General features: G+C 73.7%; 11 protein-coding genes. 6 read left to right on the top strand and 5 right to left on the bottom strand.

Translation table 11 applies throughout. The features are described 5' to 3' along the window. Positions 1 to 59: 59 nt before the first annotated feature. Positions 60 to 1,094, bottom strand: coding sequence for a trans-acting enoyl reductase family protein (locus tag ACIP4Z_RS24090; protein WP_188279675.1), 1,035 nt, complete (start codon positions 1,092 to 1,094; stop codon positions 60 to 62). Between the two features lie 102 nt (positions 1,095 to 1,196). Between ACIP4Z_RS24090 and ACIP4Z_RS24085 the strand changes: the two genes are divergently transcribed. The 4 genes from ACIP4Z_RS24085 to ACIP4Z_RS24070 all read left to right on the top strand — a co-directional run bounded on the left by ACIP4Z_RS24085 (position 1,197) and on the right by ACIP4Z_RS24070 (position 6,225). Next, the gene (locus ACIP4Z_RS24085) at positions 1,197 to 1,457 is read left to right on the top strand and encodes a DUF5302 domain-containing protein (protein WP_355342836.1); all 261 of its coding nucleotides are present in this window, start codon (positions 1,197 to 1,199) and stop codon (positions 1,455 to 1,457) included. Positions 1,458 to 1,645: 188 nt separating this feature from the next. Then, positions 1,646 to 3,664: a M3 family metallopeptidase gene (locus tag ACIP4Z_RS24080; RefSeq protein ID WP_401311329.1), complete on the top strand. Its 2,019-nt coding sequence runs from the start codon at positions 1,646 to 1,648 to the stop codon at positions 3,662 to 3,664. Positions 3,665 to 3,731: 67 nt separating this feature from the next. Beyond that, entirely contained in the window at positions 3,732 to 4,691 is a 960-nt protein-coding gene (locus ACIP4Z_RS24075; protein WP_401311326.1) for a GNAT family N-acetyltransferase, read from the top strand. Positions 4,692 to 4,881: 190 nt separating this feature from the next. Beyond that, positions 4,882 to 6,225, top strand: a complete 1,344-nt coding sequence (locus ACIP4Z_RS24070; protein WP_401311323.1) for an MBL fold metallo-hydrolase — start codon at positions 4,882 to 4,884, stop codon at positions 6,223 to 6,225. On the opposite strand, the gene ACIP4Z_RS24065 is transcribed toward ACIP4Z_RS24070, so the two are convergent. Both ACIP4Z_RS24065 and ACIP4Z_RS24060 read right to left on the bottom strand, forming a co-directional pair. After that, positions 6,201 to 6,821 carry a GNAT family N-acetyltransferase gene (locus tag ACIP4Z_RS24065; RefSeq protein WP_401311321.1) on the bottom strand — a complete coding sequence of 207 codons (621 nt, stop codon included), beginning with the start codon at positions 6,819 to 6,821 and terminating at the stop codon, positions 6,201 to 6,203. The genes ACIP4Z_RS24070 and ACIP4Z_RS24065 overlap by 25 nt on opposite strands. Beyond that, entirely contained in the window at positions 6,818 to 9,808 is a 2,991-nt protein-coding gene (locus ACIP4Z_RS24060; protein ID WP_401311318.1) for a glycoside hydrolase family 2 TIM barrel-domain containing protein, read from the bottom strand. Before ACIP4Z_RS24060 ends, ACIP4Z_RS24065 begins: the two co-directional genes overlap by 4 nt. Before the next feature lie 356 nt (positions 9,809 to 10,164). On the opposite strand from ACIP4Z_RS24060, the gene ACIP4Z_RS24055 reads away from it, so the two are divergent. After that, entirely contained in the window at positions 10,165 to 10,920 is a 756-nt protein-coding gene (locus ACIP4Z_RS24055; RefSeq protein WP_401311315.1) for a hypothetical protein, read from the top strand. A gap of 296 nt (positions 10,921 to 11,216) precedes the next feature. Here ACIP4Z_RS24055 and ACIP4Z_RS24050 read toward each other — a convergent pair whose 3' ends face one another. Together ACIP4Z_RS24050 and ACIP4Z_RS24045 are read right to left on the bottom strand one after the other, a co-directional pair. Continuing rightward, positions 11,217 to 12,119, bottom strand: coding sequence for a transketolase C-terminal domain-containing protein (locus ACIP4Z_RS24050; protein ID WP_355342876.1), 903 nt, complete (start codon positions 12,117 to 12,119; stop codon positions 11,217 to 11,219). Positions 12,120 to 12,280: 161 nt separating this feature from the next. Continuing rightward, on the bottom strand, positions 12,281 to 13,000 hold the full coding sequence (locus ACIP4Z_RS24045) for a transketolase (protein ID WP_401311774.1): 720 nt from the start codon (positions 12,998 to 13,000) through the stop codon (positions 12,281 to 12,283). Positions 13,001 to 13,060: 60 nt separating this feature from the next. On the opposite strand from ACIP4Z_RS24045, the gene soxR reads away from it, so the two are divergent. Beyond that, positions 13,061 to 13,609, top strand: a complete 549-nt coding sequence (gene soxR / locus ACIP4Z_RS24040) for a redox-sensitive transcriptional activator SoxR (RefSeq protein WP_401311312.1) — start codon at positions 13,061 to 13,063, stop codon at positions 13,607 to 13,609. Positions 13,610 to 13,786 lie beyond the last annotated feature (177 nt).

The following is a 13,786-nucleotide window of genomic DNA, read 5'->3' as shown; positions in this document are numbered from 1 at the left end:
GGACCGCCCGCCGCGTCAGGACACCGCGCCGTGTGAGGACACCGCGCCCGGCGGCGCGCTCAGCCCAGCGCCTCCACCGTGACCGTCACCCCGTCCAGCGTGCCCGCGTAGTCCGCGCCCAGCGCCAGCGACGGCGTCTGGAAGCCGGTCGGCAGCCCCGGCAGCCGCCCGATGATCCGCAGCACGGAATCGGCCGTCATGCCGTACGGGCCGGGGCCGGTGAGGGTCGCGGTCACCGTGTTGCCCGCCGCGTCGCGGGCACGGCCCCACACCTCGCTGCGGCTCCCGCTCAGGGCGCGCTCGCCGGGACCGCGCACCAGCTTGCCGACCACACCCGCCAGCGCTCCGCGCAGCGGCCCGACCCGCAGCAGCCTGCTCGCGGCGAGCGCGGGCGTCGGCACGGGCACATAGGTGTACGTGGTCACGTCGGGAATGCCCGTCGAGTAGTAGGCGGTGCTGACATCGCCCCACGGGATCGACACGACCTTGCGGGTGCCGGAAGGGAAGGCGGCCTGCACCTGTCGGGAGCCGACCGGCACCGTACGGATCTCGCCGCCGGTACGGATCCTGCCGCCCACGCCCATGCCTTCGAGCGCGGTCCGCGCGGTACCGGGACTCGCCCCGCCGCCGATCAGGAAGGCGAGGTCGAGCTGGGTCGCGTCCGGCAGCCGGGCGGCGAGCAGCGCGGCGACGCAGTCGGTCGGCACCACGTCGAAGCCCGCGCCGGGCAGCAGGGTGATCCCGGCCTTCTCCGCGCGCGCGTCGAGCGCGTGCAGCGACTCGAAGACATCGATCTCACCGGTGATGTCCACATAGTGGGTACCGGAGTCGAGACAGGCCGTCGCCATCGGCAGCGCGGTGCGCGCGAACGGGCCCGCGCAGTGCGCCACCGTCTCCACGCCGTCCAGTCCATGGCGTATCGCGGCAGGGTCACCGAGACCGAACACCCGGTGTTCCAGGCCCAGTTCGGCAGCCAGCGGCACCAGTTTCGCGGCGTTGCGACCGGCCAGCACAGGGCGCTGTCCCAGTGCTGCGGCGCGGCGGGCGATCAAGCGGCCGGTGTAGCCGGTGGCGCCGTACAACAGCCAGGTCATCAGTCTGATCCTCCCCGGAAGTGGTGAACGGAACCGTACACGCGCCGTGTGCCCCGGCGATATCGGGTGGGCCGACGCCGTCCGGCATGCGACTCTGGTGGCATGACCGACCAAGAGCAGGAGGCCACCGTGGCCGCTGAAGCAGCACCGCAGGACGCCGCGGCGGAACCGGAGACCGATTCGGACGCCGAGGCGCAGGCGCCGGACGAGGACGAGGTGAAGCGGAAGTTCCGCGAGGCACTGGAGCGCAAGCAGAGCGCGCGCAAGGGATCCGCCTCGGGCGGCAACAACCAGTCCAAGATCCATGGCGCGCACGGCAAGGCCGGAGGACAGCGGGAATTCCGTCGCAAGAGTGGCGGCTGACACCGGGACCGTAGCCGCACGGCACCGCAGTCCCACCGTCGTACCGGCAGCACATCACCGTCCCACCGCCGTACCGGCATCACATCGGCGCCCGCACAGGTCAGTGACCTGTGCGGGCGCTTTTCACGATCCGCGCGAGCGCTCGTCACGGCCTGACGGCGGGCAGGGCGCCGCGTAGGGTCGACGGGGTGACGACGAATCCGTTCCTCAGCCCGAGTCCGCTGCCGTACGAGCTGCCGCCGTTCGCCGACATCAGGGACGAGCACTACCTGCCCGCCTTCGAGCAGGGCCTGGCGGAGCACCTCGCGGAGGTCGAGGCCATCGCGGCCGACCCGGAGCCCGCGACCTTCGAGAACACCCTCGTCGCGCTGGAGCGTTCGGGCGCGCTGCTCGCCCGGGTGAGCGCCGCCTTCTTCAACCAGGCGTCCGCGCACATCACCCCCGCCGTGCAGGAGACCGAGTCACGGATCAGCCCGCTGCTCGCCGCGCACACCGACGCCGTCCGCCTCAACCCCGGCCTCTACGCCCGGATCACGTCGCTGTACGACACCCGCGACTCCCTCGGCCTCGACGCCGAGTCGCTGCGCCTGCTGGAGCGCTACCGCACCGCCTTCCAGCGCTCCGGCGCGGAGCTGGACGCGGACGGCCAGCGACGGCTGCGCGAGCTGAACGCCGAGATCGCCGCCGCCTCCACCGCCTTCGGCCAGAACATCGTCGCCGCCAGCAAGGCCGCCGCCCTCGTCCTCGACGACCCCGCCCAGCTCTCCGGCCTGTCCGCGGGCGCGATCGCCGCCGCGGCCGAGAACGGCACCGCGCTCGGCCACGACGGCTCCTACGTACTGAGCCTGCGCAACTTCTCGAACCAGCTCGAACTCGGCTCGCTGGACGACCGCGACGTGCGCCGCCGCCTGCTCACCGCGTCCCTGAACCGCGCCCAGGACACCAACGGCCCGCTCGCCGTCACCATCGCCACCCTGCGGGCCGAACGCGCCGCGCTGCTCGGTTACCCCAGCCACGCCGCGTACGTCGTCGCCGACCGCACCGCGGGCACCCCGCAGGCCGTCACCGACCTGCTCGACCGCCTGGTGCCGCCCGCTCTGGCCAACGCCGAGCGCGAGGCGGACGCCCTCGCGGAACTGGCGGGCGGACCCGTCGAGGCGTGGGACTGGTCGTACTACGCGGAGAAGGTCCGCAAGGAGCGCCACGACATCGACGAGGCCGCGCTGCGCCCGTACTTCGCGCTCGACAAGGTGCTGCACGACGGGGTCTTCCACGCCGCCCACGAGGTCTACGGCATCACCGTCACCGAACGCCCCGACCTGGTCGGCTACCACCCCGACGTCCGGGTCTTCGAGGTCTTCGACGCCGACGGCAGCCCCCTCGGCCTCTTCCTCGGCGACTTCTTCGCCCGCGCGTCCAAGCGCGGCGGGGCCTGGATGAATTCCCTGGTCAGCCAGTCGGAACTGCTGGGCAAGCGACCGGTGGTGGTCAACAACCACAACATCGCCAAGCCCGCGGCGGGCGAGCCCGCGCTGCTGACGTTCAGTCAGGTCGACACGCTCTTCCACGAGTTCGGGCACGCGCTGCACGGTCTGTTCTCCGCCGTCCGCTACCCGTACTTCTCCGGCACCAGCGTGCCGAGCGACTTCGTCGAATACCCCTCCCAGGTCAACGAGATGTGGTCGCTGTGGCCCTCGGTCCTGGAGCGCTACGCCGTCCACCACGAGACGGGCGAGCCGATGCCCGCCAATGTCGTCCAACGCATGCGGGACGCCGCCCGGTTCGGACAGGGCTTCACCACCGTCGAATACCTCGCCGCCGCCCTGCTCGACTGGGCCTGGCACACCCTGCCCGCGGGCACCGACCCCGGCGACGCGCTGGCGTTCGAGGCGGCGGCGCTCAAGAAGGCGGGACTGGCCCACCCCGCGATCCCGCCGCGCTACCGGACGACGTACTTCCAGCACATCTTCGCCAGCCAGTACAGCGCGGGCTACTACTCCTACATCTGGAGCGAGGTCCTGGACGCCGACACCGTCACCTGGTTCGAGGACAACGGCGGCCTGCGCCGCGCCAACGGCGACACCTTCCGCCGCGCGCTGCTCTCCAGGGGCGGCAGCGTCGACCCGATGGCGGCCTTCGCCGCCTTCCGCGGCCGGCCGCCGCGCACCGAGCCGCTGCTGGAGCGCCGGGGGCTGCTGACGCCGTGAGCGCCCCGCGCGGCCGACGCCGGAAAACGGCGTGCGCGCGGCCCGGGCGCGGGGCCACCATGGGCCGATGAGCTGGACGATCACCGCGGACCTGACCGCGTTCGAGACCGAGGCGGGACCGTTCCTGCGGGAGCGCCCGGTGGAGAATTCGGTGCCGGTCACCGTCACCGCCGCGCTGCGCCGCCGCGGGCTCGACGCGTACGGCGGGCAGCCGCCGCTGTTCGGCTGGTGGCGCCCCGAACCCGGCGCCGCGGTCGCCGCGGCCTTCCTCCGTACGCCGCCGCAGCCGCCGCTGCTGACCGGCGGCCCGCCGTCCGCGGCCGGTGAGCTGGCCGAGGTCTGGCCCGGCGAGGCCCCTGGCGGGGTGCGCGGCGAGCGCGAGAGCGCCGAGGCGTTCGGCGCGGCCTGGGCCGCGAGGACCGGCGCCGAGGTCACGGTCGAGCGCGCCACGCGGCTCTACCGGCTCGGGGACCTCACCCCGCGCAGCCCCGCGCCGCCCGGCCGCGCCAGGGTCGCGGGCCCCGCCGACCGCGAGCTGCTGCTGCGCTGGCACCGCGCCTTCACCGTCGACATCGGCGAGCCGCCCGTGGACGACGAGCGGGCCATGGACGACGCCATCGCGCTCGGCGGACGCACCTTGTGGGAGCGGGACGGCGAGCCCGTCGCGATGGCCGGGAGGGCCGCCGACGCGGCGGACCCGTCGGGCACCGTCCGGGTGGTCGCCGTCTACACCCCGCCCGCGCACCGGGGCCACGGGTACGCGGGCGGCGCCACCGCGGCCGTCTCGCGCGCCGCGCTCGACGCGGGCGCCCGCGATGTCGTGCTCTTCGCCGACCTCGCCAATCCGGTCAGCAACGCGCTGTACCGGCATCTGGGGTTCCGGCCGGTCCGCGACCACGTGTCGCTGGCCTTCGGTGACGGGGATCGGGACGGGGACGTGTCGGGCGGCGGGGCGCTGGCCGGCGGCGGGGGCGTGTCGGGCGGCGGGGCCTTGGCCGACGGCGGGAGCGGCGAACCGGGGGAGTGACGCGAAACGGCCGTCGCGGCGGCCGGGCCACCGTAAGCGGATATGACGGCAGATGTGACACCGGGGACGGGGGAGAACCGGTGAAGGCGGCCCGGCCCGGGGCCTCGGCGCCCCGGCGGGCGCGGCGGACCGCCGCATAATGGGTGGTGGCGGGACCCCGCCGCTCGTCGTCATCTGCTCTGGAGGACCCGTGACCGGCGCCGGCCGACAGCCGTCCCGCCTCGTGAAGATGCGCCCCCCGTCGTTCGGCGCGGACCCCACGGGCGCCCGGCTGGAACGCATCCTTTCCTCACCGAATTACGCGGACGGCGCCTTCGTCAACCCCGTCGGCGCCCGCAGCGTCCCCAGCGGCAGTATGTTCAAGGCGCTTCCGGCCAGTTTCCGCAAGGAGGCCAGGCAGCCGCGCAAGCCCGCGGGGCCGGTGCCCCTGCACCCCACCACGCTCGCCGACATCGCGCGCCCGCCCGCCTCCGGGCTGCGGCTGACCTGGATGGGCCACTCCACGGTGCTCGCCGAGATCGGCGGCAGGCGCGTGCTGTTCGACCCGGTGTGGGGCGAGCGCTGTTCGCCCTTCGCCTTCGCGGGCCCCAAGCGCGTGCACCCCGCGCCGGTCCCGCTGGAGTCGCTGACCGGCCTGGACGCGGTCGTCATCTCGCACGACCACTACGACCACCTGGACATGCCCTCCATCGTCGCGCTGGTCCGCAGCGACGCCGTCTTCGCGGTGCCGCTGGGCGTCGGCGCGCACCTGGAGCACTGGGGCGTACCGCCCGAGCGGCTGCGCGAGCTGGACTGGAACGAGTCCACGGAGATCGCGGGGCTCACCCTGACCGCCACCCCGGCCCGGCACTTCTGCGGACGCGGCCTGCGCGGTCGCCAGCAGACCCTGTGGGCGTCCTGGGCCGTCACCGACGGCACCCACCGCATCTACCACAGCGGCGACACCGGCTACTTCCCCGGCTTCGCGGACATCGGCGCGCAGCACGGCCCGTTCGACGCCACGATGATCCAGATCGGCGCCTACAGCGAGTACTGGCCCGACATCCACATGACCCCGGCCGAGGGGCTGCTGGCGCACAGCGACCTGTCGGGCGGCACGCCCGCGGGCACGATGCTGCCGATCCACTGGGCCACCTTCAACCTGGCCATGCACTCGTGGGCGGTGCCCGCCGAGGGCAGCGTCGCCGCCGCGCGCGAGACCGGGGCGAAGATCGCCACCCCGCGGCCCGGCGCGCCCTTCGAGCCCGCCGACGAACAGCCCGAGGACTGGTGGTGGCGGGCCGTCGCCATGCCGCCCGCGGGCGGCTGGCCCGCGCGGCCGGAGCACGCGGAGGGGACCGAGCGGATCAACGCACCGGACGGGTCGGAGACCGCCGAGGCTCCCGAGGCCGCCGGAAGCGTGGACGGGGACGCGGCGGCCGAGTCCGGGTCCGAGTCCGCTTCCGGCTCCGAGGCCGGGCCCGGCTCTGGCTCCGATTCCGAGGACGCCGGTCGTACGGACAGCGGCGACTACGAGGTGGCGCGGCCCAAGTAGGTCAGCTCCCCGGCGTCCGGCACCGCGATCTCGTGGAAGCCGAGCCGGTCGTAGAAGGCCCGCGCGGGAGCGTTGGCGGTGAGCATCCCCAGATGCACCGCCGGTACGCCCCTGGCGGCCAGGGCGCCGAGGAACGCCTCCATCAACGCCCGCCCGTGGCCGCCGCGTTGGAAGTCCGGCAGCACATCGATGTGCAGATGCGCCGGATACGCGGCCAACTCCGGCTGCTGCGCCATCCGTTCCGGGTGGTGCAGCAGCACGGCCAGCGCCTCGCTCGGCGTCCCCGGCTCCCCGGCCGGCTCGGGGAAGCGGTCCGCGACCGTCGGCAGCCACTCGTCGCGGAAGCGCTCGACGAAGGCCGCCGTGTCACCGGTGCCCAGCACGTAACCGACCGCCCGGCCGTGCCCGTCGTCCAGCACGAAGGCCGCCTCCGGCTCCAGCACGGCGTACGGCGCCGCGAAGATCGCCCCCAGCAACTCGTGGTCCCGCTCCGGATACCGCGCGCTCGCGTCCCCGCCCGCGTCAGCCGTGCGCAGGCAGATGTCGTACAGCGCGGGCAGGTCCTCCGGCCTGAACGGGCGTATCGCGGTGGTCACTCGGTCTCCAGAAGCGGGAGGTCCGCGGGCTCCTCGGGGTCAGCGGCGGCGGGCAGGCTCATGAAGGTGAACGCGAAGGCGGCGGGCGCCGCGCGCAGTTGGTGCCGGGGGAGTACGTCGGGGCCGCAGGCCGCGCTGCCCATGCCGTGCAGCGCGTGGTCGAGGTGCACCCACAGCACCTCGGAACGCGTCAACTCGTGGGTGTGCGTGGCCCGGTCGAGTTCCCCGGTGCTCCACGGACGGGCGGTGAACCAGAACGGCGGCTCGCCCTCCACGTGCAGCCCGGTGCCGTCCGCGCGGCGCAGCCGCGCCCACCGCACGTCCGCGCGTGCGCCGTTCTCCTGGGGGCGTACGTACGGCGTCTGGAGCCCGTCCACGGTGCCGGTGTACCGGCCGATCCGGGACGCGGCGCGCGTGTCGGGGTACGCCTCGCCGGGCCCGCCGCCGTACCACTCGACGCGGTCCAGGGTCTGGCACAGGCCGAGCCGTACCCCGAGCCGGGGGAGCGGCAGCGTCCAGTCGCCCTCGGGCGTGACCTCGACGCCCAGGCGCAGCCGGTCCCCGGTGGCCGTCCAGGTGTAGACGGTACGCAGCGCCAGGTCGGAGGAGGCCGGGGCGACCCGGGTGGTGACGGTGAGCGCGTCACCGCCGACGGCCACGGAGACGATCCGGTGCCGCATCCGGTCGAGACCCAACTCCCGCCACAGCCGGTCCAGTTGCCCCTCGGGATTCCAGTCCGCGCCGCGGTCGTTGTCGGTCGGGGCACGCCACACGTCCAGCACGGGTCCGGTGACCGCCGCGCCCTCCAGATAGCGCAGCGTGCCGTCCGCCGCGTCGAAGACGCCGGGGCCCAGCACGATCAGACCGCCCTCGGCGAGCCGCGGGGAGTGCGGATCGCCGACGCGCGCGGTGGCCGCGTCCGCCGGCGCGGGGGCCGCGAACTGCGTCCACGCCACCTCGTGACCCGACGGCGCCCACGCGGTGTCCTCGGCGAGCACCGCCCGCACCGTCCACCACCCCTCGCCGCGGCCCACCGTCCACGCCGCCCGCGGCAATTCGAGCACCGCGCTCTGCCCGGGGCCGAGCGACGGCACCTCGAACCGGCCCGCGTCGCTCCGCGCGCCCGCCACCTCGTACGACCAGCGGAACGCCAGATACGACAGGTCGGTGAAGTCGTGCAGATTGGTCACCGTGACCGTGCCGCGCTCCGCGTCGCCCTCGATCCTCACCGGCTCGACGACCTTCTTGTACTCGGTCAGCCCCGGTGACGGCGTGCGGTCGGGGAAGACCAGCCCGTCGCAGACGAAATTCCCGTCGTGCACCTCCTCGCCGAAGTCGCCCCCGTAGGCGAAGTACGACGTCCCGTCCGCGGTGCGCTGCCGCAGCCCGTGGTCGATCCACTCCCAGACGAAACCGCCCTGGCAGCGCTCGTACGCCTCGAACAGCCGCTGGTACTCACTGAGCCCGCCGGGCCCGTTGCCCATCGCGTGCGCGTACTCGCAGAGGATGAGAGGCAGTTCGCGCCGGTGCTTGTCCAACTCCGCGTCCGCCAGCGGCGGTTCCTCGCGGCGGCCGATCAGCTCGGTCTCGGCGTGGTTGGCGTACATCCGGGAGTAGACGTCGGTGTCGGCGCAGGTGAGGTCGCCCTCGTAGTGGACCGGCCGGGCCGGGTCACGGCGCCTGATCCAGTCCGCCATCGCGGAGAGCCCGGCGCCCGTGCCGCACTCGTTGCCCAGCGACCACATCACCACCGACGGATGGTTCTTGTCCCGCTCCACCATCCGCGCGGCCCGGTCCAGCAGCGCGGGCGTCCACCGCTCGTCGGCGACCGGGTTGCCGCGCCAGCCGACCACCTCGAAACCGTGCGTCTCCAGATCGCACTCGTCCATCACCCACATGCCCAGCTCGTCGCACAGATCGAGGAAGGCCGGATGCGGCGGATAGTGGCTGGTGCGGACCGCGTTGATGTTGTGACGCTTCATCAGCAGCAGGTCGCGGCGCATCGTCTCGCCGTCCACCACCCGGCCGTGGTCGGGGTCGAACTCGTGCCGGTTCACCCCGCGCAGCAGAATCCGGCGGCCGTTGACCTTCAGCACACCGCCCTCCACCGCGACGGTCCTGAAGCCGATCCGCAGCGGTATCCGCTCGCCCTCGGTCGCCAACTCCGCGTCGTACAGCCGCGGTACCTCCGCCGACCACGGCTCCACCGGCACCGTCACCTCCTCACCGGTCGCCAGGTCGAGCCCCAACTCCGGTACGGTCACCGTCCCGCCCGGCTCGCAGTCCACCCGCAGCGTGCCCGTGCCGCTCGCGTGGTCGTAGCCGCAGTGCACGAAGAAGTCGGTCACCGCGCCCTCGGGCCGCTCGATCAGCGTCACATCGCGGAAGATGCCGGGCAGCCACCACTGGTCCTGGTCCTCCAAGTAGCTTCCGGACGACCACTGGTGGACCCGGACCGCCAGCACATTGCCGCGCGGGCGCAGCAGTTCGCCGACCTCGAACTCCACCGGCAGCCTGCTGCCCTTGAAGGTCCCCAGCTCCTGCCCGTTCAGCCACACCCGCGCGCACGAGTCGACACCGTCGAAACGCACCACCGCCGCGCCGCCCGGCCAGTCGTCCGGCAGGTCGAAGGCGCGCAGATGGTCACCGGTCGGATTCTCCGTCGGCACGTGCGGCGGGTCGACCGGGAACGGGAAACGGACGTCGGTGTACGCGGGCCGCCCGTACTCGTGCTCATGGGTGTGCCCCTGGAGCGGCCAGTGCGACGGCACCGTCACCGCGCCCCAGCGCGTCGCGTCGAACCCCGGCTGGGCGAAGGAGTCGTCCTCCGCGTCCGCCGTCGCCGACAGCCGGAAGCGCCAGGCGCCGCCGAGATTCACCCGCCGCGCGTCCGACACCGCCCACCACGCGCGCGGCGCGAGCGCGCCGGTGCCGGGCGACACATCCTCGTAGTACGGAACTACCCCGGACTGTGACGCGTCGCGCATCGTGCTGCTCCTCATGAGGATGCTGGTGGTGTGCCCGCTGTATCGCATGCGGCTGTACGGGTATGGGGCGGTATCGGGCTGTACGGCCGCCAGGCTCCGCGGCCCCCAACGGCGTTGGGACATGCCGGTGGCCTGGTCGGTCACGGATGATTCTCCTGAGATGAGGGCCCGCGTGGCTAGGGCCTGTCCGGGGGAGCGGGTCGGCTCCGCGCCGGGCGCGGCGGTGACGTACTGCCTTCCGCCGTAAGGGAGTTGGCGGTACCTGCCGATTTGACCGGCGTACGGCGGCGCTGGGAGCATGCCCGCCCGGGGCGCGGGGGGCGGACCCGTGGTGCGGACGAGGGGGGCGCTTCACCATGACGGACTTCACGACCGTTCAGGTCGCGGCGGCGAATGCCGGGACCGGCCGGGGGCCGGCCGCGGCGGCCGAGCCGATCAGCGGGCTCAACGGCGGCTCCGCGCTCGTCCTCATCTCGGTGGTGGTCGTGGCCGTCGCAGCGGTCGCGGTGATACCGCTGATCATGGATGTGCGGCGGGCCACGGCCTGGCGCCAGCAGATCACCGACCGGCTGCTCGAGGACGCGGCCCGCGACCACGAGGTACGCGACCTGCTGCGCGACCTCCGCGAGCCGCGCGGCGTCCGCGGTCTGACCCGCAGCGTTATCGCCGTCCTCATCCTCGCGCTCGTCGCCTTCGCGCTGGCCGTCGCGATGCTGTCCTCGGGCGCCGACTCCGGCGACCTCCGCAAGACCATCGTCACCTCGCTGATGACCGTCCTCGCCACCGTCTCCGGCTTCTACTTCGGCTCGCTCGGCGCGCAGAACAGCGCGGAGGACGCGCGGCGGCAGGTGGGGCGGTCTTCTGCGGCGCCGCCGAAGCCGGGCGCCTCCGGCGGGGGTGCCGCCGGGGGGAGCGGCAAGGGGGCGGTGCCGCCCGCGCCGGGGCCGGGCGCGCCTGGTGGTCCGGGCGCTGTCGGGGCTCCCGGCGGTCCGGCTGCTCCGGCGAGTGCTGGCGCTTTCGAGGGCGGGCCCGCCGCCGCGCAGCCGACGCACCCGGCGGGCGTACCGCGGCAGGGGGCCGTACCGGCGCCGGACGGCGGGCACGGGGCCTGAGGGGCTCTCGCCGAGTCGACTCTAGGTCGGGAGTCGGGAGTCGGGAGTCGGGAGCCGGAGCCGGAGTCGGAACCTGGTCCGGGACCGAGGCCGGGCGCGTACGGGCACCGAGGCTTTCCCGACCGCGGCCGGGGCGGTACGGGGCCCCGAACTTTCCGACCGCGGCCGGGGTCAACGGCCCTCAGTTCCATGCATTCGGACCGCGTCCCCGGCCTTGCCGCCCGCGCCCCGGTCGTATGGTTCCGGCCTCGGTCCGCGGGCGGGCGGTGCCGCCCTCCGCCACGTCCCCTCGCGGGTCAGACCCGCAGGAACGCGTCGATCCGGGCCCGTAGCGACCGCGCGTCCAGGCCATGCCCGGCGACATGCTCCTGCCAGGTGCCGTAGTGACGCAGTTCGGCGCGGCGGGTGCCGAGCGCGAGCACGCGGTGCGGGACGTCGGCCAGCGCCTCGGCGGCGTGCGCCGAGGACGTACCGGTGAGGTAGGGCTCCACGACGACGAGGTCGGCCGCATCGGTCCGAGCGGTCGCCTCCCGTACGGTCGCCGCGTCGAACGGCCGTACCGTCGAGGCGTACAGCACCGTCACATCGCGCCCTGCCGTCGCGTCGAGGACGGCGTCCAGCATGGGCCCGACGGCCAGGACGACCCCGGCGCGCCCTTCGCGCAGCACCTGGAAGCGGCCGGGCGAGACGGGTCGCGGCGCCACGTTCGAGTGATCGCTGAGCCGTACGTAGACGCGGCTGTCGCCGTCCGCCGCCGCGTGCCGCAGCAGCGCGTCGGCCTCGTCGGGGTGCCCCGGCACATGGACGGTCCAGCCGTCGAGCGTGTCGAGCAGCGCGACGTCGCCCGGCGCCTGATGCGTACGCCCGCCCGCGGCGACGTCGTACGAGGCCCCCGCGCTGACCAGGACCGCGCCCACGCCCTGGTGCCCGATGTCGAGCTTGACCTGCTCGAAGGCCCGCTCGGTCAGGAAGCTCGCGAAGGTGTGCGCGATCGGCCGCAGCCCGGCGAGCGCCAGTCCGCCCGTCGCGCCGACCAGCAACTGCTCCCTGATCCCGACGTCGATCACCCGGTCGGGGTGGGCGCGGGCGGCGTCACTGAAGCGGTCTGAAGAGATCACGGCGAGGACGACGGCCAGCCGCGGATCGGAGTCGAGCAGTTCGGTGGTGACGGCGGCGAACCGCTCCCGCATGGTGTCCATGGAATCCCCAGTCATGTCGTTTCTTCGCCTGCCCTCAGCCTCAGCCGCGGTCGCGGTCGCAGTGGCGGCCTCCGCCTCGGCGTCGGTCGCGGTCTCGGCCGCTGTCGCTCGGGTGTCGACGTTCGGGTGACGTCGCTTGCCGTCACCCGTGGACCCGGCGGTCACTTCGGCTCGACGCGGGCGACCACGGCGTGCGGCCGTCCCGGATGCGGCGCGGTGAACGCCTCGTACAGCGCGGCGTGGTCCCGGCCGTCCACGGTCACCGCGGACCAGCCCTCGGCGGCGAACCGCGAGGCCAGCCCGCCGGGCCAGCCGTACGTGGCCGAGGCGTTGTCGACCGCGACGACATGGAGCCGGTCGAGGCCGACCGCCCCCGCGTACTGCACGGCCTCGTGATTGCTGCCCTCGTCCATCTCGGCGTCGCCCACGAGCACCCATACCGCCGGTTCGTCCAGCCCCTGGGCCCGCAGCCCCAGCGCGCTGCCCACCCCCAGACCGAGCCCGTGCCCGAGCGACCCGGAACCGATCTCGACGCCCGGTACGAGCGTGCGGTCCGGGTGGTGGCCGAGCGGGGAGTCGTACGTTCCGAAACCGGCCAGCCACTCGTACGGGATGAAGCCCTTGGCGGCGAGAACGGCGTAGTACGCCATCGGGCCGTGGCCCTTCGACAGCAGGAAGCGGTCCCGGTCCGGGGCGTCGGCGCTCTCGGGCCCGACCCGCAGTACCCGGTCGTACAGCACCCACAGGACGTCGAGGGTGGACGTGGCGGCGGTGTCGTGCTTCTCGTCGCCGGTCATCCGCGACATCAGGTGGCGCAGGTCGTCGTACCCGTAGCGCTCGGGCTCTTCTGAGTGGCCGGACGGCCCGGTGCGGTGCGTCATCGTCATGGGACGACCTTGCAACTTCAAGCCGACTTGAAGTCAAGCGTATGCTGGGCCGATGTGACCCTCTCCACCCGTGACCTGCTGCCCATCGGCGAGCTTTCGGCCCGCAGCGGCATCGCCGCCTCAGCGCTGCGCTATTACGAGGACCTCGGGCTGATCCACTCCGAACGCACCTCGGGTGGTCAGCGCCGCTACCGCCGCTCCACGCTGCGCCGGCTCGCCTTCATCCGCGCCGCCCAGCGCATCGGGCTCTCGCTCGACGAGGTCGGCGCGTCCCTCGCCCGGCTCCCCGTCGACCACGTCCCCACCACCGCCGAATGGAACGGCGTGGCCCGGTCCTGGGAGCAGCGCATCGACGACCAGATCGCCGAGCTGCGACGCCTCAAGGCCAAGCTGACCAGCTGCGTCGGGTGCGGCTGCCTCTCCCTGACGCGCTGCGGTCTCTACAACGTCGACGACGCGGCGGGGGCGGCGGGCCCCGGAGCCCGCTATCTGCTGGGGGACACGCCTCCCGAAACGGCTTCCCCGCCCCCTCCTTCTGCCGCGTCCTCTCCGTCTTCCGCGCCCTCCCGGTGCGACGCGTCCGACGCCCCCGTTACGCCCTGAGGGCCCCCGCCGGGGCGATCCCCGTGGAGGCCCCCGACCGTCGGAAGTCCCTCACCCGCACGCGTCACGCGCGGGCCGCCGACTAGGCCGTTTCGTTCGGATCATCTGATCGTTGGTCCGGGTGTGCCGTTAAGCGACGCGCAGTGGGCGCGAATCGAGCCGTTGTTGCCGGACCGG

The organism is Streptomyces sp. NPDC088910, assembly GCF_044749865.1.
Lineage (GTDB): Bacteria > Actinomycetota > Actinomycetes > Streptomycetales > Streptomycetaceae > Actinacidiphila.
The sequence above is the reverse complement of the archived record's forward strand: the minus strand, read 5'-3'. Positions and strand labels throughout refer to the sequence as shown.

Coding starts and splice junctions, on each gene's coding strand:
- ACIP4Z_RS24090 (WP_188279675.1), bottom strand. CDS start 1,094: ATGACCTGGCTGTTGTACGGCGCCACCGGCTACACCGGCCGCTTGATC.
- ACIP4Z_RS24085 (WP_355342836.1), top strand. CDS start 1,197: ATGACCGACCAAGAGCAGGAGGCCACCGTGGCCGCTGAAGCAGCACCG.
- ACIP4Z_RS24075 (WP_401311326.1), top strand. CDS start 3,732: ATGAGCTGGACGATCACCGCGGACCTGACCGCGTTCGAGACCGAGGCG.
- ACIP4Z_RS24060 (WP_401311318.1), bottom strand. CDS start 9,808: ATGCGCGACGCGTCACAGTCCGGGGTAGTTCCGTACTACGAGGATGTG.
- ACIP4Z_RS24055 (WP_401311315.1), top strand. CDS start 10,165: ATGACGGACTTCACGACCGTTCAGGTCGCGGCGGCGAATGCCGGGACC.
- ACIP4Z_RS24050 (WP_355342876.1), bottom strand. CDS start 12,119: ATGGACACCATGCGGGAGCGGTTCGCCGCCGTCACCACCGAACTGCTC.
- ACIP4Z_RS24045 (WP_401311774.1), bottom strand. CDS start 13,000: ATGACGCACCGCACCGGGCCGTCCGGCCACTCAGAAGAGCCCGAGCGC.